The 20744-nt window shown below is 35.7% G+C and carries 23 protein-coding genes and 1 pseudogene; 15 read left to right on the top strand and 9 right to left on the bottom strand.

Translation table 11 applies throughout. The features are described 5' to 3' along the window. Positions 1-55 precede the first annotated feature (55 nt). The 4 genes from QE382_RS11250 (at position 56) to QE382_RS11235 (ending at position 3328) form a co-directional block, all read left to right on the top strand. Entirely contained in the window at positions 56-619 is a 564-nt protein-coding gene (locus QE382_RS11250; protein WP_307185972.1) for a hypothetical protein, read from the top strand. Further along, positions 616-1707: a hypothetical protein gene (locus QE382_RS11245; RefSeq protein ID WP_307185971.1), complete on the top strand. Its 1092-nt coding sequence runs from the start codon at positions 616-618 to the stop codon at positions 1705-1707. The genes QE382_RS11250 and QE382_RS11245 overlap by 4 nt, the downstream gene beginning before the upstream one ends. Before the next feature lie 678 nt (positions 1708-2385). Next, entirely contained in the window at positions 2386-2925 is a 540-nt protein-coding gene (locus QE382_RS11240) for a hypothetical protein (protein WP_307185970.1), read from the top strand. 139 nt (positions 2926-3064) lie between these two features. Then, the gene (locus tag QE382_RS11235; RefSeq protein WP_307185969.1) at positions 3065-3328 is read left to right on the top strand and encodes a hypothetical protein; all 264 of its coding nucleotides are present in this window, start codon (positions 3065-3067) and stop codon (positions 3326-3328) included. A 363-nt stretch (positions 3329-3691) separates the two neighbouring features. Here QE382_RS11235 and QE382_RS11230 read toward each other — a convergent pair whose 3' ends face one another. Further along, positions 3692-4288, bottom strand: coding sequence for a hypothetical protein (locus tag QE382_RS11230; protein WP_307185968.1), 597 nt, complete (start codon positions 4286-4288; stop codon positions 3692-3694). 651 nt (positions 4289-4939) lie between these two features. Between QE382_RS11230 and QE382_RS11225 the strand changes: the two genes are divergently transcribed. Further along, positions 4940-5788 (top strand): tetratricopeptide repeat protein, encoded by an 849-nt coding sequence (locus QE382_RS11225; protein WP_307185967.1) that lies wholly within the window; start codon positions 4940-4942, stop codon positions 5786-5788. A gap of 346 nt (positions 5789-6134) precedes the next feature. After that, complete coding sequence (gene dapB / locus QE382_RS11220) at positions 6135-6929, top strand: 4-hydroxy-tetrahydrodipicolinate reductase (RefSeq protein WP_307185966.1); 795 nt, start codon at positions 6135-6137, stop codon at positions 6927-6929. A gap of 15 nt (positions 6930-6944) precedes the next feature. Here dapB and QE382_RS11215 read toward each other — a convergent pair whose 3' ends face one another. Continuing rightward, positions 6945-7346 (bottom strand): DUF4372 domain-containing protein, encoded by a 402-nt coding sequence (locus tag QE382_RS11215; RefSeq protein ID WP_307185965.1) that lies wholly within the window; start codon positions 7344-7346, stop codon positions 6945-6947. A gap of 806 nt (positions 7347-8152) precedes the next feature. Between QE382_RS11215 and QE382_RS11210 the strand changes: the two genes are divergently transcribed. Both QE382_RS11210 and QE382_RS23545 read left to right on the top strand, forming a co-directional pair. Then, the gene (locus tag QE382_RS11210; RefSeq protein ID WP_307185964.1) at positions 8153-8341 is read left to right on the top strand and encodes a PoNe immunity protein domain-containing protein; all 189 of its coding nucleotides are present in this window, start codon (positions 8153-8155) and stop codon (positions 8339-8341) included. Between the two features lie 114 nt (positions 8342-8455). Beyond that, positions 8456-8662 (top strand): annotated as a pseudogene (locus QE382_RS23545) (GNAT family N-acetyltransferase); the annotation flags it as partial. Between the two features lie 130 nt (positions 8663-8792). On the opposite strand, the gene QE382_RS11205 reads toward QE382_RS23545, so the two are convergent. Next, complete coding sequence (locus QE382_RS11205) at positions 8793-9881, bottom strand: hypothetical protein (protein WP_307185963.1); 1089 nt, start codon at positions 9879-9881, stop codon at positions 8793-8795. A gap of 330 nt (positions 9882-10211) precedes the next feature. Here QE382_RS11205 and QE382_RS11200 point away from each other — a divergent pair, with 330 nt between their 5' ends. Then, entirely contained in the window at positions 10212-10616 is a 405-nt protein-coding gene (locus tag QE382_RS11200; protein WP_307185962.1) for a DUF2711 family protein, read from the top strand. Between the two features lie 667 nt (positions 10617-11283). Here the strand turns inward: QE382_RS11200 and QE382_RS11195 are convergent. After that, positions 11284-12267, bottom strand: a complete 984-nt coding sequence (locus QE382_RS11195) for an Rpn family recombination-promoting nuclease/putative transposase (RefSeq protein WP_307185961.1) — start codon at positions 12265-12267, stop codon at positions 11284-11286. A gap of 366 nt (positions 12268-12633) precedes the next feature. After that, positions 12634-12903, bottom strand: a complete 270-nt coding sequence (locus QE382_RS11190; RefSeq protein ID WP_370877892.1) for a DUF6896 domain-containing protein — start codon at positions 12901-12903, stop codon at positions 12634-12636. Between the two features lie 514 nt (positions 12904-13417). On the opposite strand from QE382_RS11190, the gene QE382_RS11185 reads away from it, so the two are divergent. Together QE382_RS11185 and QE382_RS11180 are read left to right on the top strand one after the other, a co-directional pair. Then, on the top strand, positions 13418-13999 hold the full coding sequence (locus QE382_RS11185; RefSeq protein WP_307185959.1) for a hypothetical protein: 582 nt from the start codon (positions 13418-13420) through the stop codon (positions 13997-13999). Further along, positions 13986-14396, top strand: a complete 411-nt coding sequence (locus QE382_RS11180; protein WP_307185958.1) for a hypothetical protein — start codon at positions 13986-13988, stop codon at positions 14394-14396. Before QE382_RS11185 ends, QE382_RS11180 begins: the two co-directional genes overlap by 14 nt. A gap of 89 nt (positions 14397-14485) precedes the next feature. Here QE382_RS11180 and QE382_RS11175 read toward each other — a convergent pair whose 3' ends face one another. The 4 genes from QE382_RS11175 to QE382_RS11160 form a co-directional block, all read right to left on the bottom strand. Next, a complete protein-coding gene (locus QE382_RS11175; RefSeq protein WP_307188022.1) occupies positions 14486-14833 on the bottom strand; it encodes a PD-(D/E)XK nuclease family transposase in 348 nt (115 codons plus the stop codon). A gap of 28 nt (positions 14834-14861) precedes the next feature. Next, the gene (locus tag QE382_RS11170; protein WP_307185957.1) at positions 14862-15398 is read right to left on the bottom strand and encodes a PD-(D/E)XK nuclease family transposase; all 537 of its coding nucleotides are present in this window, start codon (positions 15396-15398) and stop codon (positions 14862-14864) included. A gap of 484 nt (positions 15399-15882) precedes the next feature. Further along, the gene (locus QE382_RS11165) at positions 15883-16119 is read right to left on the bottom strand and encodes a hypothetical protein (RefSeq protein WP_307185956.1); all 237 of its coding nucleotides are present in this window, start codon (positions 16117-16119) and stop codon (positions 15883-15885) included. A 470-nt stretch (positions 16120-16589) separates the two neighbouring features. Continuing rightward, positions 16590-16955, bottom strand: coding sequence for a winged helix-turn-helix transcriptional regulator (locus tag QE382_RS11160; RefSeq protein ID WP_293887865.1), 366 nt, complete (start codon positions 16953-16955; stop codon positions 16590-16592). Positions 16956-17083: 128 nt separating this feature from the next. Here QE382_RS11160 and QE382_RS11155 point away from each other — a divergent pair, with 128 nt between their 5' ends. The 4 genes from QE382_RS11155 to QE382_RS11140 all read left to right on the top strand — a co-directional run bounded on the left by QE382_RS11155 (position 17084) and on the right by QE382_RS11140 (position 20737). After that, complete coding sequence (locus QE382_RS11155; protein WP_307185955.1) at positions 17084-17875, top strand: SDR family oxidoreductase; 792 nt, start codon at positions 17084-17086, stop codon at positions 17873-17875. A 21-nt stretch (positions 17876-17896) separates the two neighbouring features. Continuing rightward, on the top strand, positions 17897-18214 hold the full coding sequence (locus QE382_RS11150) for a nuclear transport factor 2 family protein (protein ID WP_307185954.1): 318 nt from the start codon (positions 17897-17899) through the stop codon (positions 18212-18214). Positions 18215-18475: 261 nt separating this feature from the next. Continuing rightward, the gene (locus QE382_RS11145) at positions 18476-19459 is read left to right on the top strand and encodes a phosphotransferase (RefSeq protein ID WP_307185953.1); all 984 of its coding nucleotides are present in this window, start codon (positions 18476-18478) and stop codon (positions 19457-19459) included. Between the two features lie 765 nt (positions 19460-20224). Then, positions 20225-20737 carry a sigma-70 family RNA polymerase sigma factor gene (locus QE382_RS11140; RefSeq protein ID WP_307185952.1) on the top strand — a complete coding sequence of 171 codons (513 nt, stop codon included), beginning with the start codon at positions 20225-20227 and terminating at the stop codon, positions 20735-20737. The last annotated feature ends 7 nt before the right edge of the window (positions 20738-20744 follow it).

Raw genomic sequence — 20744 nt, 5'->3', positions numbered from 1 at the left:
GATATTATAGAGTCATTAAGCCTAAAATTAATTAATAACATAAACAATAATCAGCATGAAGAGTAAATTATTACTATTCCCCTCTTTATTAGCAATCTTAATAAGTTGTTCGAAAAGGGTAAACGATCCTTTTATTCCTGAGGAGAAAAACCAGTTGGACAGTATTTATCAAGCTCCTAAAGATCCATTTTTGGGAATTCCGGAAAAGACGTCTGTGGTACATGTGCAAACCAGTATTGTTAACTACAACCAATGGCAAAACTTCTTCGTATCACCAGAAAAAATGACTATTGTGATGTGGCCAAGCCATGACAAAACATTAGTCGTAAAAGATGTCGACAAGGCTATTCAAGGCATTGCGATTGATAAAGAGTCGAATACTGAAGTCAAAACAGATAATATCACAATCGCTTCCGGCATTACATTTCAAGATTATTACCCGGGCAAATATCTGATAGCTGTGATTATGAGCGACGAGAAAGGGCAGGGTAAAAAAGCCTACAGCAGTAAAGAGATTACCATAAAAGAATATGGAAAATATTATATGCACAAAATATTTTCATTTGATGCGAAAGAAAGAGAATTTGAAGAATGGTCACCAAAAATAATAGAGAAATGAGAATAAAACTGACGTTAATACTCTTCCTTAGCCTTTTATTAAATCGGGTAATAGGACAAGTGATTAGTGGTGAGGCAAACCCGTGTCCCGAGACAAATTATACCTACTCTTTTAGTGGACCTTCCTTCGGCAATTATTTTTTATGGTCGATAACCGATGGTCAAATTATTAGCCAAAATTCAAATACCGTTGTTGTTAGATGGTATAACAAGGTGACCGAAAATGGAAAATGGAAACTTCGTGTTCAATACGAAACGATAAAATTTGATGGAACATCAGGAGGTTCCACTTATTTGGATAAAGATGTGAAGGTGAACATACCTTCGCGCTATGTTATAACTGGGGATAGAGAAATTCCAGGTGATTTTAGTGGGAATAAAACTTATACAGCGCAAATAGTTAATTCAAATTTTCCTGCCGCATCATTTATATGGACTACGAATACGGGTATTCAGACGACAACGACTACTCCATCGTTTAATGTAAATATCACCGATGATCAATTGAAGTGGATTACCGTTGCTGGGAAGAGTTCTACGTGTCCACAATGGGGGGAAACCTTTAAATTTGATATAGTATATACCCCTGTATTTACAGGACCGTCGTCTATTTGCTCTGAAGGAATCTACACAATTACCAGCCCCGGTACCATAACCCTTGAAAACGCATCGGGGATTGCGACGTTGACTGCTTTAGGAAATAATCAGTGGAAAGTGACTAGGATTGGTACAGCGAATGGCCCCATAAATCTAGTTTCTACATCGAATGGAAAGTTATTTAAAATGAATATCCATATCGGACCGATTTTTCAAGGTCAAATAGAGGGTGATGTAGCATTAAAAAGAGGTTGGAGTAATAGGCTTTATTCACTTTTTACAAGCGGGGGCCCATATACTAACCATAAATGGACAATAAGCGATAACCGAATCACGATGGTTCCAAATGGTACAACAGTAAAGTTAAGTGTCCCTTCTTCATATCAAGTTACTGATCCTATGGAAGGTGATTGGATAACTTTAAAATGTACCATGGATAGCGAATGTGGTCCAGTAAGTACTTCAATGCAAATCAATATAATGCCATTATAAACTCAAAAGCCTAGACCAAAAATCTAGGCTTTTACCATAGGATCAACGCAATACACCTTATGATCCGTCAATGTGAGTATATCACTAGGAGAAACTCGACATTCGATAATATCTTCTAATCCATCGCCAAGGACATATTTCAGGGCTTCAGCGGACTCGTCGACTCAACACTCCAATATTGTTCCTTCATCTAGCATAAATAAATCCGATGTAATCATGTTTACCCTGTGCTTAGCAATCCACTCCCGAAGCTGATCTTTTGACATTAGCACAACTCTTTCTCCCGCAACCTTGGCTTATCTTATCGCTTCGTCAGCATCAGCGGAAAAGTCTTTCTTAAAGTCGCTTCGTACAAATCTCAATTGCCTGCACGGATTGCTTCATTCCTTAAATATAATTTGCGGCCATATTCACCAACTTCACTATAGTATTGTTGTAATGTTTTTATAATCTAATCTTCTATAAATACACTTCCTTTAAAGTCTAACATGACTACTTATTAACATCCGAAAGTAACTATTAAAATCGCCTTAAATACAATTTGAGCATATATTCCCTGTATATTTCATAACAGAATGGTATTGCAGACAAGAAATATATCCAGAAGTAACAGTATCTTTGAATCTGAGTGGCCTCACGGTCCCGAAATTCCAATGACAGGTTATCAATAATTTATATATGGAAAAAATTAAGGACATAATTAATAATTATTTTGATAGGGATTTCTTTTGGAAACACTATCAAAATGGATCTCCTAAATTAATAGATATCTATAAAAGGAGTGACAAATTCGAACAGGAAAATCCTGATCTTGTGAATAAAATTTTGGATAAGTTTCAAAACTATTTCCCACAATATCAGATCAAGAGGTTTAGGCCTTTCATTAAAGAAGATCGTGGGATAAATTTTGAAGTATGTATTGGAGCATCAGAGGTCTATGTGATCTGGGTGAGTATTTTTAACTTTTTCCTGGTATGGAAATTAGGTAATGAAATTCCTTTCTCTTCGAAAACATATATTGAAAAGGGCGAATCAAATATTATTGATTGTATTTATACCATGGTAGTCATGCCATTCATAGATGCTGAATGGTTACCAAGGGAAATGGCTTATAAAGAGATAGAAGAATTTAACGGAGCCAATTATTCTGGTTATCTGGAAGAGGATGAAATTTTTAATGAACCAATTTTTATAGTCGATACATTAGCAAGAACCTGATCCAACGCTTTGTACTGCTGATAGAGCCGTTTTCCTGACATTATCTACCTAACCCGTAGACGGTTGCTTGCTGAGTTTCATAAAACAAATGTACAATTGGATCTGTTGTTTTACTAAATTTGTTAGTATTTTTGATTTTATGAAGCAGCTCGAAGTCTATTGCCGCAACCGTGTTATGTACGTCCAAATGACTGTACACGATAAGAGCATGGGCATGAAAGACTATCATCTTTACAGCAAAATGGCCTTGATTTCTATGTTTTCAGGAAATCTCAGGGCATTTGGGAGCTTGCCTATGGAGAGCTTGCGGATGATATCAAGGAAGCTTGCATTGATGCGCTTATACTTCGTTTTGATAGTGATGTTCCTGAATTATTTTACCATCATGGAAAACGGCAGATAGTGAAGGTGCGAGCGAAGGAATATAGCCTTTGGCATATCTATCTCAATAATGCCTATGTAGGAAGTATTCAATATTTCACCTTCACCAAGCAATTCAATTACCACATTGAATATAATAGCCTGTTAACCGATGATCACGCGCAAAATTACATCGCCATGATCCAACGTGGGAAATTGAAGTGTATAAAGAATGATATTAGATAATTTTGCGGTCTATGGTGAACAATAGGTTTTAGAGATAATTCCATTGATGTGTAGCTCCCTCATTTACACCATCACTTACACCCTCACTCCAAACCCAGGAAACTCTAGCACAAGATGATCGCCTTCTTCTTTCCAAATAGGATCTGATTTACCATAAGCCTTAATTGGCAATTGTATCTACACGACAATAAGTATAAGCATCATGGTTAAGGGCGCCCGCGAGTGGAAAGAGAATAAGAAATCCTGCTGCTGTCGACTCACTGGGCACTACTAAATCACCATGTTTATCTAGTGCAAAGCAAATAGTTTCGGTGAAGAATCTATTGACTAATACATAGATTTCAAGATCGGTATTTCTGAAAGAAACAAAGTTTTGTGGTTCGGACTTAACTTTCCTCGTTCTTTCACGCACGACATTTCCTAAAGTATCAATTAGTTTGAAATGGATTTTATTTTTTTTGGTGAGCTCCAATGAAGTTTTGTAAAGATAATGCAGACTATCCGTTTTATAATAATTTGGTTCAATATAGTTCCATAGACAGTATTCATTATAGGCTGCACTCTTCTCTTGACGGCTATGATTATGGCCAATTATCTTCTGGGGATGATTATCAAAAATGTATGTCTCCTTCATTCCTACCTTCGAAACGCTATGTGCCGCAGCATTCTGTGCTAAATACTTTGGCGATATGGAAGTACAAGAGTTATACGAAAAAATAAATACCACTGAAAATAGTGCAATGGCTAGTGTGCGCATATTGTGATGTTTTTTGATTTCTATAATAAGCTTTTTGTTCAAATTCTAAAAGGACATGTGCTTTTTCATTTTGTCCAATGGAGACCGTATAAAATCAGTCAATGTATCCGTCGCTTCCAACTGCAGTCAAACGAACAGCTTTCGACTCACATAGAAATAACTGGTTTATATTTTTTTCAATGTTGTATTAGCATTAAACTTACAAAATTTCCATTTAAATATTTGTGATCGCTTAAACATTTCCTGTATCTTATTCTCATAGCTGCTATAGCGCGCAAAAGATATCTATAGAGCTCGCTCATACATCGCTAAAATATTGTAACTAGGACAATATTGCCGCTATTGGAACCTTAGAATTGGTCACAGTATACTCTGAATGGCTAGGCCTACATAAACGAACTTTCAGGGATGATCTCAGACACTGCGAGCGCTAAGCTATGGTTTTGAAAGAATGGATAGTTATGGGAAAGCTTAATGGAATAGAATGGAAGCACTGATATGCATCACGCCCCGTGGATTTATAAATTAGCGTAACTTTTATAATTACTCGGAAAATGCACAAAAGTAGTAACCCTGCAACACATAATTTATGGAACTTTTTGTATATTGTCCGCACAAACCCATATTATCTAGCTTTATATATCCCAAGAAATGAAAAAAATATTTTCGCTCATTGTCATAATTTTGTTCTGTCAAATTTTGAGCGCCCAGACCATAGAAGAATTAAATGCGCTAGGTATAAAATATGCTAAAAAAGAAAAATTTGACGAGGCTTTTTCAGCTTTCGATAAAGCAATAAATCTGTATCCTAATTCACCCGGTACCTACGTAAATAGAGGCAACATTCACCGGTTTCGAGGAAATTACGACCTTGCAATAACTGATTATTCAAAATTTCTGGATTTTTTTCCCATGAACATCGATGTGCTCTATGCTAGAGCATGTGTTTATAAAAAAGTTGCTGCATTTGACAAAGCAATTTTTGACTATTCGAGGGTAATTGAAATAAATCCATCCTACACGGACATATATTTTGACAGAGCATATTCTTATATCAGATTAAAAGATTATGAAAACGCAAAAAATGATCTAATAGCACAATTAAAAATATCGCCGAAAGATTTTAAGTCGCTTGCAAATCTGATAAACGTTAAAAAGGAATTAAAACTATTTGAAGAAGCGCTTGTGGACTATGATAAATTACTAAATGAATTTCCTAATCAGCCAGACCTTCATATACTTTATAACAATCGAGCGAATATCTATAGAGAAACCAATAGACCTAAAGAGGCACTAGTGGAAATAGAGAAAGCTTTAAAATCAAATAGGAACTATGCTATGGGTTACTTTAATCGGGCGTCCATCCATTTAGATCTTGGTGACGAGAGCAATGCTTGTAAAGATTTTAAAAAAGCGTTGTCTCTAAACCTTCAGAAAAATCCCCATTTTGAAGTAGACGAAGATTTTGAAAAGCTGAAATCACTTTGTAATGTTCATTAAACTCTTGCAATGACGAGGGGTACTATTATGGACAGTATCGAATAAATTGGAAGCAACTTGAATGGGGACAATTCTACGAAATAATTAGCGGCTTAGATGGGAAATTGCCTGAACCGATTGTACAGTCAAGTGATGATTTAGACAACAAAAGACACTACATTTTCTTTTTTAAGGATGAGACATTCGAGTGTCTAATAGATAACTATAAACTTGAATTTAATTTAACAATATCGGTAGGCATGAAAAAAATGAACATGGTAGCACTTGGTCACTCATTTATACCGAAAAATTTATTTGTAGAATTACAGGTTGTATTTGAAGTAGAATAAATAAAATAGACATTAGTGTGAAAAAAGTTTTTATAGCCGGAGCCACAGGTTGGGTCGGTAAAGAATTGAGCAAAGCGATCGTGGCTAGTTCAGATTATACATTAGTCGGTGGGCTTTCAAGATCCGAAGAAAATTTATCGGACATCTTAGGTTTAGATCAAGCGGTAATTCCGCTATTTGATTCAATTGAAAAAGCGATTGAAAAGGTGGATTTTGATATTTTGATTGATTTTACATCCCCAAAAATTGCAAAGGAAAATATTATAGCTTCAATTAAGAATGGAAAAAATAGTATTGTTGGTACATCGGGGCTTTCAGATCTGGAATATGAAGAGATCGGCTCGCTTGCAGAAGAAAAAAATGTATCTGTGTTAGCCGCTGGTAATTTTTCAATAACGGCTGTTTTGTTACAAAGATTTTCGGAAACTGCAGCAAAATATATTGATCACTTCGAAATAATAGACTATGCTTCCCAGAAGAAGGTAGATGCTCCAAGTGGAACAGTTGCTGAACTTGCCTATCGCCTTTCTAAGATTCAAAAACCAGTTTTGGATGTGCCTGTAGAAAACACCATTGGTTATAAAGAAACGAGGGGAGCTACAGTCAATGGCATTCAAGTCCACGCAGTTCGCCTTCCGGGTCATATACTCGGTGTCGAAGCAATCTTTGGTATGGAAGACGAAAGACTGAATATTAAACACGAAGCAGGAAGCGGCGCAGCACCTTATCTTAAAGGCATTTTTATAGCTTTAAATAAAATAGATACATTTAAGGGACTCAAACGCGGCTTGGACACAGTAATGGATTTCTAAATCAGATTAAAATTATCAGAAGGAATGTGAGCATACCTGATGCTGACCACTTATTAAAAAAATATAAAAAAGGGATTTTGATTGTGTCTGCTTCTGCCAGAGCGTGTCCAATAACTCCACATATGGGTCTCGAAACAACACGTGGTCACGATGCGCATTCATGTAGGACAGATTGGACTTGCTGGGCACCCTGCTGATACCCATGTGGCGCATATTGCCCGTTGTACTCCGCAAACCGTTGCTGATGTCTCTAACCGAATCTGCAGACGATAAATGGCAGAAAAGCATGCTTACCAAATGTGTCCAGCTGTTGATACCTTTATGGTGCTTGTCTGAATTATGCTTGCGCACCAAAAAATTGAAATGCTCGCGGTCGATAAGCGAGAGAATCTTAGAAAATACGTTTATATTTACCATGGTTGTGATCTGTTTTAGCAAACTAAATATAGCATTCCCTGCTATATCATTCACCACCACTTTTAAATCACATTCAGGACGCTACTGTTTACAGATATTAATTTTCAAGATGATTACAATATGTAAGGCTAAGGTATGAGTTTGAAAGAAGTCATGGCTACGCGAAACCGTAACTGATGATCCAATAGTTCAATAAGAAATAAAGGTAAATAATTAAACAAAAACTGCCTCCCTTATGACCGAAAAGGGAGGCAGTTTTGGCTAGATGTCCTCTTGAGCTAGATAACCGGCTTTGGGCATTTATCTAGTTTAAAGATCATAAATTATTATGAGATAATAGTTGTTCATTCCGCTGAAAATCTTATCCAAAACTTGCCACTTAATAATAATTTCATTCTGAAATGCTATTTTATCTCATCGGATATTATTGTCAGTCTCACGATTACACCAGATCAACCCACTCTTGGATAAAGACAACCGTCTTTTATCAAAAAGTTCTTCCATGATCATCCACACCTGATCCGTCAATGTAAAATATTTTTTGGTGCTTAGATCATTTATCGTCAGAAATCCGGTAACAGAAAGCTTTTCGATGGCTAGTCCGTTTTCAACATCCAGAAATAATAGTCTCCCCTAAAAATAGCTAAGATTATTAATGTAGTTTTATAAATTAGGGACAATGAAAAAGAGTAAATTTTACGAATCATAGATCATCTGTTCTTCCTTGAGGCAGTCAACACCAACAGGATTGCAGTACCAATTCTGATTGAAATTCTTTAGTTTTGGGTGGAGCTAGCTAATGGAAAATGTATCTCAATAAGACTTGGTACAAAAAGATGAAATTAACGTATTGGTTTGATAATGATAAAAATGATGTATTCTTTGCCTATTGGAGTTTCGAAATTGCTGCAATAGTGAAAATTTTAGGGGTAAATAACACGCTATTAAAAAACTCAGAGAATGCGATTGGAGTAGGTATTGAAGCAATAAGCTAAGGCATTAAAAACTATAGGTTATATAAGCCATGTTGATGCTGAACATTCGACCACATTTTCTAGGATAAGCAACCATTGTCTGCTCTATAGTAACCCTGAGGATGGGTCCATCACGACTACAGAAAGAAAGGTTTGGGTTCACAACTCCTTAAACACATGGAAAATATTGCAATTAATAATGGCGCAACGGTTTCAGTGTTGGATACGTTCGATTTCCAGGCAGAAGATTTCTATCTAAAAAATGGGTATCAAGTTTTTGGTAGAATTATAAATTACACAAGAGGCCATTCTCGAATTTACTTTAAAAAAAAATTAATATAACCTCTAAGGGTAGATTACAAATGTAAACACTAATTGTAATCTACCCTGGCTAGGTACACCCAAAATTAAAGAATTCCAGTAAGATTGTTAATTTACTGCAACTCTCACACTAAGTCTTGACTACTTTAGTTTATTCAGAGCCAAAAAGCCTTTGCCACCACTGACGCCCCGCTTTTGGCAAGTTGCTGTTGTGTGCAGTAATTTTTTCCTCCCCCATGATTTCTGTAACGTCCTTAATTAAACCGTCCACCATTGGTGAAAAATTTCTGTACTTTTTATATTGAACTTTTATAATATGATATGATTGCTTAGCTATCTCGTCTGATGAGCTATTTGCGCTAATAATTATCCGGCAAAGTTGTTCAATGCAATCTCGTACAATATTTCTGTTATCTGCTGCATTTATTATGCGCTCAAGGATTTCAAGAGCTTTAGTATTTTCACCAGTCTCTACATATAACTCTGCCAATTGTCGGTTATAGATGTCGGTTAGAAAATCTTTATCATTTTTTTTGAGTGTCAATTTGAATGCTTCAATTTCTAAAACCTTGTCGTCTGCATATTTCGCGTATGTTCTATATAAACTTAATTCGTTACAAGTCCATGCTCTTTCTTGATCGATCCATTCAGGTAGTTTCTTCAAAAATAGTTCTCGTTCATCTGTCGAATAGAGAAAATACAGCTCATCTTGAATTGGAAATTTGTAAGATTTGAAATAGGACTTTTTATGTTCTTTCCAATCGTCAATGTCTTCTTGCGAATAAATACAGCTTTCTTCCGTTTCTCCAATATACTTTAACAGTTCAGTTTTCTTTGGGTTGTCAGCTGATTTTAAATATTGGTAGGTTTCTTTAATTCCTGCCGAAACCAAATATTCGCCATCAAATCCAATTCCGCTGTCAAAATCGATATTTTTAGCTTCGAAAAACAACCAGACGGTTTCAGGGGAATTAAAAAGTGTCAGTATGAAGGCGCAGAAATATAAATTATCAACTTCTCCGTCTTTTCCATATTTTCGCCACTCCTTTTCTTCATTAAATAGATATTTTACGATTTCATAGTCCGTTTGCTTAAGGTCATTGTAAATCGCAATATTGAGTCTTAACCGGTCAAAGTGTTTTGAATCTATTGCATCTTTGTCAAAGCGATAATGGTATAACAATTGCGGATTCTGTCGAACTAAATCGAGTTCAGTTTTATAATTTTCTACTACTGTCAAGGTGTGTTAGTATTATTGTACATAGCTCTCAAATATACGCATTCAACAAATTATAAAATAGATGCTTTGTGAATCTTTCAGGCATTGAAACCTCTCGCTTTTATCTTAGTTAGGTTAGAATTGCCCGAATTGAATACCCATAAGTTTTCGAAACTGACCAATAAACTGTACCCAATTTTCCAATTAAGAGAAGCTCATTCGCCCCTGAGCGGCAGATATGATATATTCTTTGTTTCAAAGGTTTGGGCGACTTTCTTAAATTTTCAGCTCTCCATCAAATTACATATATTAGATTTGATATAAAAGCTATTCATTATTAACCAAGATTTTATGGGCAACATATTTGACCAAGAAAAATTATATCCTTATGAAGGTGCAATAAAAAAACATTTTGAAGATTATTATGACAGCGTTTTCGTTGCATTCCTCCCCTTCTTTCACCTTGACAGGGAGGAAACTGATAAAAGTAATCTAAAAAAGGCTAAGCTACTATCGCATGAAGAAGCGTTGAAGAAAATTGATTTTTTAAAAAACCTTCCCGAAGCGAATCGGGCAATCTATAATTACGAAAATGAACAATATCCTTACGATGAAGAAATTTTTAGGAATGGTAAAGTAATACCTTGGAAAAATATCGTGGAGGGTTCTGGTCTTGTAGGTTATGCGGAACTTAATACAGCCCTACGAACTTCAATAGGTGCGTTATTTAAGCGTGGGTTTCAAGATTATTGGTAAGAACGATAATTCCTATCTGATGTTGTTTGAAAACTATCTCCACGAAAGAAAGGTTTTATAATTAAACTCCAGAGAAATTGTTTCCGTCCTAAATATCCGTTTAACTTGCGAGTATATAGCATAAATCGCTCAAACCGTGTTGTGGCTGATTGTACGGGTATAAAATGCTCAGAAAATTCTTTAAAATATAGGTCATTTGGTGTAGTAATGAATTAAACAGTGAGAATTATTCCCCATGCACAAAAGAACAATAACAATGTTTAGATAAAATAAAGAGAGCTTACTTAAAGCTGGATGGCTAACCAGAGACGAAAATGCACTAAATTTATTGAATAATGGACTAGAGAAATTTAATGAAGATACAGTAACTCGTATATGCGTGATCATGCTTCTGAATTTTTTTAATTACTGTCCCAATAATGGGAAGCAAGCCAGAACTCCAACAGGAAAACAATGTCGTTTTTGTTATTACGACTGGCATTGATTGACTAATATAATCTATAATGAAAATCCATATTATTAGCGACCTGAATAGAGAATTTAGATACAATTATTCAACAGTTACATCAGCACTGCTGAATACATAGAAGCCATACAGATAACTCGGGAAGACTTAATCAAAAATTGAATAAGCTGGACTACCCAGACTGTCCCCAAATAGCGAACTCTAGAGCTTTTCAACCTCTTCAACAGAAAGTCCAGTGCCTTTAGCAATATCAGCTATAGGTAGCCCCATTTCCTTAAATGCTTTAGCAGTCTCAAGAGCTTTTTTACGCTCTCCTTCTGCTAGACCTTTAGCTTTACCTTCTGCTAGACCTTTAGCTTTACCTTCTGCTAGACCTTTAGCTTTACCTTCTGCTAGACCCTTAGCGTGACCTAAAGCTTCTCCGGATTTCTTGGCCGAATTAAATACGCTCTCAGCATCACGCTTATGTTTTAAACTTGCTTCGTATGACATTAGCTCCTCCTCCGTTAATTTACCTATCTCTCCTATCTCAAAGATAAGACCAAATATTCTTTTATCCAAAAACGTTGGCAATCTATCCATGGTACTCAAGTGTTTAAGTAAGTACAACCACTGATCCATAACTGTCTTTAGTTCTTCTGGCTGTTTATTAAATAATGGGAGCGAAATCATTTTATATCCCAATTTATCATAGAATATTTCTCTGGTCAATTTGTCACACAGCGCCACATCATAGAAATAAGGGCGTTCTGTGACACGGGATATACCGGAACCTCCATTTCTATCCATGTCAAACTCCAAAATACCAATAAAGTAAACCTCAGGTAGGTAATAATCACTACCCTTCTTACCTCGCGCTAATTGTTTATTGATGAGACGTGAGGTATAGTACACCGCGCGGTCCTTAAAAAATTCTTGAAAGAGCTGCTGCATCTCAATGATGAAAACCTCACCATCGCTGCCGATACAATGTAAATCAAATACAACACGACGCATTTCCTTATAATCACCATCATGTTCTACAGGCTTATATCTTAGATCCGAAATTATCTTCTCTCCATGAAATAGACTATTGAGAAACTCTATCAGTAAGATTTTGTTGTCCTCCCTACCAAAATAAAATTTCCAACCGAAATCGGTACGTGGATCTACATACTTACCCAAATGTTTTTTTGATCTAGCCATAACATTTAAAAATTGGTTATCAGGCAAATATACAATAATAAATTCAAAATTACTAAAATTATTAGTAAAAAAACAAGTAGACAAGTAACTTATATTGATAATTCTTCCAATTAATGAGAATGTCAGCACAGGTTTTAGCGAAAATGATCAACTTACTTTTTTTGAATACAAAGAATTGTTGCTGCAAGTGGAATTTAGTGCAAAAATAAGGTGGACAATAGATAAATCTCTGGAAGTTATTGACACCAGAGTTCAAAATGATGACTGATGAATTCAGGCCCATTATCTACGCTCAAACAAAGCGGTTTGCCCCACGAGTCTATGATTTGTTCAAGTGCCCGAGTTACCCGCAAAAAAGAAATAGAATTAAATCTGGTATATCTCCCAAACTACGCCCCCCAATACCAATTTGACAATAGTCCCATCTCCAACGAGTGGATATAGTACCTCATGTAATTCAGACTCCTCCAATTTAACTATTCCATATGCTTTATTGGTCAAAATAAATTCACGCATTTTCCAAAGGCTGAACTTTATGGAATATTCATTTGTAGGCATAAAATCAAATTCACATACTATACCGTCTTTCTCTAAGCGGCACCCTGCACCATGAAACTGGTAATTGAATCCACCAATTTGTCACGAGCGATTTCGACTGCTTTCTTGTTCAAATTCATCCACATTTGGAGAGAACTGGTATTTGAAGTCGTTAATGAAAGCAACATAGTCATTCAAAACTTTCCGTATAATTAGATTAATCATGTTGTATCAAGATACAAAATAGATACATAAATTAGCTACTGCGTTATATATTAATACAATGGGATTTTTTGAGGTTCACAAGTTATCATTTATGTGTATTTTATCGATAAGCATATTGTCGCAGGCTGTCGGTCAGTCACTTGTTTTGGATGACTCAATCGCGGATATCCCTCCTCACATGATTGAAAGGATCCATGGCAATTTACATGATCCGGCACGTTATTCAATAGGTGACACCGAAATCATTTGCAATCCGCATGGTTATATTAATGAAGTTTATAACGGATTTAATAACAGCTTTATTATTGAGCTATAAACAACCTACTTAATTCATTAACTCCTTGTACTTTTCAGCTGGATTTTGTAAATTCAACGTATAAGCCATAGTATGATACAGTTCATAAAACTATTCCACATTTCTGCCCTTACTATCCTCGTTACTGCTTGCAAAGATCCATCACGCACAAAAACAATGGATTTTGGTCTATTTACGCTTGAAGCTCCCTATAAATGGCAGCAGGTCAAACAAAACGGAATCGACAGTTATGTCGGCGCAATTGCTGTAGACAACAACGATACGCTTTACTTCGATCTGGGTATGTATTCAAATACGTTGACAGAACCAAATATTCAGGTAATTACAAGGCAAATGATGGAGGAAAATAACTTGGACTCCTCCGATTTCATTGTTGTTAAAGATATCATGTCGATGAATATTGATGCCGATCTGTACAGAAAACAAAATGTATCCTGGGATACCGTTGATAACAAAAGAGCAAAAATCGTATTTCCGAGAATATCCGGAAAAGGAACCACCGGAGTGTATATTGGCAACCTATGGGCAGACTTTTCAAAAGTCCGATTTAACCTTCATGGTTCAAACCTGAAAGCGCAAACAGAACAGGATCTTCTTAAATCGATAAAGACATTGAGATTCCACAAACGTAATGTAGATAATGAAGAGAATTAACGCACCACTATTTGTACATCTCAGTTTTATGGCTTTAACATTTTATGTTGTATTAACAGACGGAGATTGGCTGAGGTATTTTACGGGGAGTTTAAATTTTAACCTGATTATCTTTGGATTTCAAGTTGCAGCACTCATGTATGCAGGATACCTACAGGCTCAGAGAAATAGAAAGATATTCTCCATATTTTGGCCAACATTGATTGGACTACTGATGTTAATATTTTGTATACTCATAACGGGAAATTATCAGTTTAACACAAATATAGGTATCACCATTCTATGGTTGATTAAAGACGCTTATTACATAGCATATGATGTTTTAATAGCACATCACATCAAGGAAATGTGGCTCCCATTGGATATAAATTTGCAATTTCAAGCGAAATGCATCTAAATTATTCTCTCAGCGATATTTCCCTTGATCGGATATACTTTCTTTAAATTGAAAAAGAGTGACGCAATTTACTTTACACTTCCCAAAACTTAGAGCTTTTCAACCTCTTCGACAGAAAGTCCAGTGCCTTTAGCAATATCAGCTATAGGTAGCCCCATTTCCTTAAATGCTTTAGCAGTCTCAAGAGCTTTTTTACGCTCTCCTTCTGCTAGACCCTTAGCGTGACCTAAAGCTTCTCCGGATTTCTTGGCCGAATTAAATACGCTCTCAGCATCACGCTTATGTTTTAAACTTGCTTCGTATGACATTAGCTCCTCCTCCGTTAATTTACCTATCTCTCCTATCTCAAAGATAAGACCAAATATTCTTTTATCCAAAAATGTTGGCAATCTATCCATGGTACTCAAGTGTTTAAGTAAGTACAACCACTGATCCATAACTGTCTTTAGTTCTTCTGGCTGTTTATTAAATAATGGGAGCGAAATCATTATTATATCCCAATTTATCATAGAATATTTCTCTGGTCAATTTGTCACACAGCGCCACATCATAGAAATAAGGGCGTTCTGTGACACGGGATATACCGGAACCTCCATTTCTATCCATGTCAAACTCCAAAATACCAATAAAGTAAACCTCAGGTAGGTAATAATCACTACCCTTCTTACCTCGCGCTAATTGTTTATTGATGAGACGTGAGGTATAGTACACCGCGCGGTCCTTAAAAAATTCTTGAAAGAGCTGCTGCATCTCAATGATGAAAACCTCACCATCGCTGCCGATACAATGTAAATCAAATACAACACGACGCATTTCCTCATAATCACCATCATGTTCTACAGGCTTATATCTTAGATCCGAAATTATCTTCTCTCCATGAAATAGACTATTGAGAAACTCAATCAGTAAGATTTTGTTGTCCTCCCTACCAAAGTAAAATTTCCAACCGAAATCGGTACGTGGATCTACATATCTACCCAAATGTTTTTTTGATCTAGCCATAACATTTAAAAATTGGTTATCAGGCAAATATACAATAATAAATTCAAAATTACTAAAATAATTAGCAATAAAAACACAGGCAGAAAAGTAATACCCTTTCTAACAACTTTAATTGGACGTGCCGTAAAATACGGCTATACATACACCCTATCATTCAGTGATGTTGATTTAAAAATACAAACAGAAGAGGATTTTCTCAAAGCGATAAAGACATTGAGATTTCACAAAAATAATTTGGATAATGAAGAGAATTAACAGTCACCTATTTGTACATATCTGTTTTATGGCTTTTGTATTTATATGGTACTAACAAATTGTTTCTGCCACCACATAGAATTCAAAAGATAACCTGTTCCTTAGTAAGCCAAATAGCATATACGGAAAGCTTATAAATTAATTTTATTGACCACGTATTTGATAAACCAATGTGGAAGCTTGTTTTCTGGCAATAAAATGGCGATCCCTCCTTGCAATACTTCCGTTATCAAAACCATTGTTTTGCCAGAGTTATCAAATAATTAAGCTTTTTCGCAAGCTTTATTGCAGGTAATAAATTGTTCAGCGTACGATAGTACCTGTCGACGATTTTATCCTCTGCCACACCATGGCCGCCTTTTTCCTTTCTAATTTCAACCCGGGAAATATTAATCAATGGATTATCCAAGTAAACAAAATAAAGATAAGTCCTAAATTTTCTTTCAATTGCTTCATCGATTTCCACCAGTTTGAATGGATGACTCATTACTGTCTCAAATGAATAACTGATACCATTTTCTAGTAAATGATAACGTATGATAAAAGTTTTGGCAAATGCGCTTATATCAGTCTTTTCGTTGCATTTCCTTGAACGGATACACTGTCTTTAAATGGAAACGAGCACGTTCTATACGTAAACGGGTATCTATGGGAGATAATATTGGGATGGGAACTAGTACAGATTCGACTTGCTGAAGGAAATAGTTTTTTCAGTATGAGTTTCAAATTTGATTCTGACCAGTCAGAATTTTATAGCAAAGTGCATGATAGTTCTATAATCAAAAAATGAGCTTTTAAAATAGAAATCTCATTTTGCTTTAATTTTATCTCTATGCTTTCGACCAAATTTAATTAAAGCATTGGCAAAATCCTACCTTTCTTTAGCATAGGCGGTAAGCGCATAAAAAAAGGTCATGCTGAAACTTTAAAAAATAATCAACTTTCCGACTTTAAACGATTTAAAATCAGAGAACGCAGAAGTTCTTCATGTTCATCTCCCCAGCGTCCCAATGCAGAAATAATCGGAATCAATGTCTTGCCGAAATCCGTAAGACTATATTCAACTTTTGGCGGTACAACGGGATATATTTTTTTTGTAATTAATCCGTGGTCTTCCAACTCCTTTAACTGAATATTTAAAACCCTACGCGAAGCATCCGGAATTTTACGCTGCAATTCGCTTGGTCGTCGATATCCCTGATCAATAAACCAGAGCAAACGTATTTTCCATTTGCCGTAAAGCACTTCACCGATCAGATCAAGACCACAGTTCAGGTTCGGAATTATTTTTCTCTCATACATATTCCAAAATTAAAGGTATGTTCTGAATTGCACAATAGGGGAAAAATTTATCCCTATATGAATCGTATTTCCGTACTTGTGCTAACTGTTTTTATAATCCAATTTTGTCCTATAAACAATTCGTAAAAATGGAACAATTCAATTTCAACAATGAATTATCAGGCAAAATAGCCTTGGTGACCGGCGGCACTAAAGGTGCCGGAAGAGCAATTGCAGAAAGACTGCTACAGGCTGGAGCAACAGTGATAGTAACCGCAAGAAACGCACCTGAGAAAGAAAACAGTAACCTGCATTTCATCGCATCCGATTTGAGTAAAACAGAAGGTGCCCAAAACGTAGTTAGCGAGGTACTTACTAACTATGGAAGATTGGATATTTTGATAAACAATCTTGGTGGGTCATCAACCCCCGCCGGCGGGTTTGCGGCACTCAGCGATGCGGATTGGGAATCTACGCTACAGGCGAATCTTTTGGCCCCGATTCGTCTAGATAAAGGATTTTTACCGCAAATGATCGATCGGAAAACAGGCGTTATCATCCATATAGCTTCAATTCAGGGGAAATTGCCTCTATATGATTCGACTTTGCCGTATGCCGCAGCAAAGGCAGGACTGCGAAACTACAGCAAAAGTTTATCGAATGAAGTGACTCCAAAAGGTGTTCGTGTACTGACTGTTTCGCCTGGATGGATCAATACCACAGCATCGGAAGCATGGCTGGGCGAAATTGCAAGAAACACCAACAGTACAGTAGAAGAAGCGCAAAAAGGCGTAATAAACGCTTTGGGTGGAATCCCTTTCGGAAGACCAGCCGAACCTGAAGAAGTGGCTGAACTCGTTGGTTTCCTTGTTTCACCGAGAGCCAGCTATTTAACAGGAACCGAATATATAATCGATGGTGGAACAGTACCAACAATTTAATATTATTTAAAAATAAAACATATGAACTTACCGAGAATAATCGCCGAGTTAGTAAAAAAACAAAACAACTTCGATAGTGCAGCTTATGCCCGATGCTTTACAGAAACCGCGGTAGTATTTGATGAAGGAAAAACCCATAACGGTAAAGCGGAAATTGAACAATGGATAGATAAATCCAATAAGGAGTATAACGCTACTATGGAGCCATTGAATTATGACGAAAAAGAAAATATGCTGTCCGCGGAAATTTCTGGATCTTTTCCTGGAAGTCCAGTCATTTTAAAATTTCATTTTCAGTTGTCTAATGGGCTTATTCAATCACTCAAAATTACTGAATAGAATCTTAAACAATCCGATTCAAAAAAAGCTGAGGTGTTTACTCCAGCTTTTTTTGATAGCCAAAGTATTTAAGATACCATTAGTAAGATACCATACTTGGCCATCAAAATCAAAGGAATGATCTCATTCATTTACCCGACGTGGCTTTTAATTCAAAATGATTAATACGCGAAAATGTTCGAATCCTTTCGTATTTATGTATATTCGCGGGGATAAAAATCAAATAGTCATTTACAAAGAATTAAATACGACCAAAATTTGATGTCCATTTTTCCAGTTATAACATCAGTATTATCAGAGAAGAACTTAGGTGAATTTATTAAAGATAAATACGATCTCAGCGAGGGATTTAAGTGTACATTATTCCGAACAGGTGTAAATCATACTTACTTTATCTCTGACAAAAAAATAAAGTATGTAATAAGAGTATATTGCCATGGTTGGAGAACGAAAACTGAAATTCAAGAAGAATTGTGGCTTCTTAAACTGTTGAAAGAAAATAGTGTTTCTGTTTCATTCCCTATTCCAGATAAGGAAAATAATCTGATACAAGAAATCAATGCTCCTGAAGGGCAGCGCTACATTGTACTATTTTCATATGCTGAAGGAAAAAAGATGAGATTTATGGATAATGAAACTTGTTATGAAATGGGATCTCTAATGGCAAGGTTTCACACCATTACTTCAAATAAAAACATAAATAGAACCAACTATAATTCAGAATTACTTTTAAATAAATCATACGAATTATTAAAGCATTATTTCGCAGAGGATTTGAGCGAGATGCAATATCTTAAAGAAATAGGTTTTGAAATCTCCAATACATTTCGAGAAATAGAACAATCAGAAGTTAAGAAAGGAATAGTTCATCTCGATATTTGGTATGATAATGTAAGTGTAAATAATAAAGAAGAAATAACCATTTTCGACTTTGACAATTGCGGTAATGGCTTTTTGTTTTTAGATATTGGTTATTTCTTTATCCAATTATTTCACATAGAGATAAATAAAGAAAGCTATGAATCAAAAGTTGAAAGCTTCCTTAATGGTTACCAAAAGGTAAGAGCGATTACGAAAAAAGAAATTAAACTAATTCCAGAAGCTGGGGCAGCTATTTTTGCTTTTTATCTCGGCGTTCAAGCACAAAGGTTTGATTGGTCGAATATCTTTTTGACGGAAAACTACCTAAAAATGTTTGTTGCAAGGATAAAAACCTGGAAAGAATATTATACATCAAAAAAGTAACTGTGGCTAACAATGGCAATACACTGTAAGTGACCATTGACTTATCAACGATGGAAGTAATTCGATATTGAGTTTGAAACACATCTCAATTCGCTCAATTACGTATAGCATTGTATCACTAAGTATAATTTTCAGGAGTTTTGTAGTCTTTTGCAGAATATAAATTTTATTTGACACAATTTTTTAAACCATTTTTGGATTTTAGTATTAAACAATTGTTGCTCATCTGTCGTTAATGGATTGACGCATACACACAATTTTTCAATCCTGAAAATTTCATTGTCCTACGCTTTCAATACATATGCTCAACCAATAGAACTGGTCCCTAATTCAAGTCCCAGTATTCTTTTCATCATTTGATCAATTTGGTATAGTATTATACAATACTAAGAAAAATATTCTCTTATTTTACGGCAAGCCATAAGCACAGTTTTTTTAATAACTCCATTAATGGGCTGTTATTTTCACGTACATTGATAAGTACGCTACAACCAGGATATATATGATAACCAAATGATTATGCATAAATTTCAAAAATAATTCTCGGTTTTCTGCTGATCAATGAAATCGGAATATGGTTCGCAAAGGAAATAAAGAACACTTCACCCAAGTGCCAGCTCGTAAAAGCGATGAATTATGCTGCTGACGAGTGGAACAGCAGTCATGAACCTTCAAATTTGTAAAAGGTTTTACCTACATAAAATCTCTAATATTATTCTTTATATCACTTTTAAAATTTATATTTTACATAAAAAAGCAAACGATATGTTATCCACAGAATATTATTTTAACAAATATTTTCTGCAACTCAGCGTATTTGCATTTCCATGGGTTGGCTCAGAGGAAATTGCAAAAGACATCGTGCAGGACGCATTTGTCGTTCTAATGGGTAGACAGGACTTGCTACTAAAGGGAGAGCCCGTCATTAAAAGCTTCCTCTATAGCGCTGTAAAAAATTTAGCGATGAATATCAAGCGAAGAAATGTGGTATTTGATCGTGTACGGAGCGAATTTAATACTGACCAGCCGGATGAAAACGATATCCTGGATAATTTAATAAATGCAGAATTGATCGGAGCTCTTCACCGGGAACTCAATGAATTGCCCGAAGGTTGTCAACGAGTCTGCCGCTTAATCTATCTGGACGGAATGAAGTACGAGGAGGTGGCACAGGAACTCAATGTTTCGGTAAATACGGTAAAAACACAACGGATGCGTGCGATAAATCTGCTAAAAAGGAAATTTCTAAACATACTTTTTACGTTTTTTACATTCTAACACACAA

It is taken from the genome of Sphingobacterium zeae (assembly GCF_030818895.1).
Classification (GTDB): domain Bacteria; phylum Bacteroidota; class Bacteroidia; order Sphingobacteriales; family Sphingobacteriaceae; genus Sphingobacterium; species Sphingobacterium zeae.
The sequence above is the reverse complement of the archived record's forward strand: the minus strand, read 5'-3'. Positions and strand labels throughout refer to the sequence as shown.

Coding starts and splice junctions, on each gene's coding strand:
- QE382_RS11240 (WP_307185970.1), top strand. CDS start 2,386: ATGGAAAAAATTAAGGACATAATTAATAATTATTTTGATAGGGATTTC.
- QE382_RS11210 (WP_307185964.1), top strand. CDS start 8,153: ATGTATCTCAATAAGACTTGGTACAAAAAGATGAAATTAACGTATTGG.
- QE382_RS11155 (WP_307185955.1), top strand. CDS start 17,084: ATGGAACAATTCAATTTCAACAATGAATTATCAGGCAAAATAGCCTTG.
- QE382_RS11160 (WP_293887865.1), bottom strand. CDS start 16,955: ATGTATGAGAGAAAAATAATTCCGAACCTGAACTGTGGTCTTGATCTG.
- QE382_RS11250 (WP_307185972.1), top strand. CDS start 56: ATGAAGAGTAAATTATTACTATTCCCCTCTTTATTAGCAATCTTAATA.
- QE382_RS11170 (WP_307185957.1), bottom strand. CDS start 15,398: ATGGCTAGATCAAAAAAACATTTGGGTAGATATGTAGATCCACGTACC.
- QE382_RS11230 (WP_307185968.1), bottom strand. CDS start 4,288: ATGCGCACACTAGCCATTGCACTATTTTCAGTGGTATTTATTTTTTCG.
- QE382_RS11185 (WP_307185959.1), top strand. CDS start 13,418: ATGATACAGTTCATAAAACTATTCCACATTTCTGCCCTTACTATCCTC.
- QE382_RS11140 (WP_307185952.1), top strand. CDS start 20,225: ATGTTATCCACAGAATATTATTTTAACAAATATTTTCTGCAACTCAGC.
- QE382_RS11215 (WP_307185965.1), bottom strand. CDS start 7,346: ATGGTAAATATAAACGTATTTTCTAAGATTCTCTCGCTTATCGACCGC.
- QE382_RS11150 (WP_307185954.1), top strand. CDS start 17,897: ATGAACTTACCGAGAATAATCGCCGAGTTAGTAAAAAAACAAAACAAC.
- QE382_RS11175 (WP_307188022.1), bottom strand. CDS start 14,833: ATGGATCAGTGGTTGTACTTACTTAAACACTTGAGTACCATGGATAGA.
- QE382_RS11180 (WP_307185958.1), top strand. CDS start 13,986: ATGAAGAGAATTAACGCACCACTATTTGTACATCTCAGTTTTATGGCT.
- QE382_RS11225 (WP_307185967.1), top strand. CDS start 4,940: ATGAAAAAAATATTTTCGCTCATTGTCATAATTTTGTTCTGTCAAATT.
- QE382_RS11235 (WP_307185969.1), top strand. CDS start 3,065: ATGAAGCAGCTCGAAGTCTATTGCCGCAACCGTGTTATGTACGTCCAA.
- QE382_RS11195 (WP_307185961.1), bottom strand. CDS start 12,267: ATGGCTAGATCAAAAAAACATTTGGGTAAGTATGTAGATCCACGTACC.
- QE382_RS11245 (WP_307185971.1), top strand. CDS start 616: ATGAGAATAAAACTGACGTTAATACTCTTCCTTAGCCTTTTATTAAAT.
- QE382_RS11200 (WP_307185962.1), top strand. CDS start 10,212: ATGGGCAACATATTTGACCAAGAAAAATTATATCCTTATGAAGGTGCA.
- QE382_RS11145 (WP_307185953.1), top strand. CDS start 18,476: ATGTCCATTTTTCCAGTTATAACATCAGTATTATCAGAGAAGAACTTA.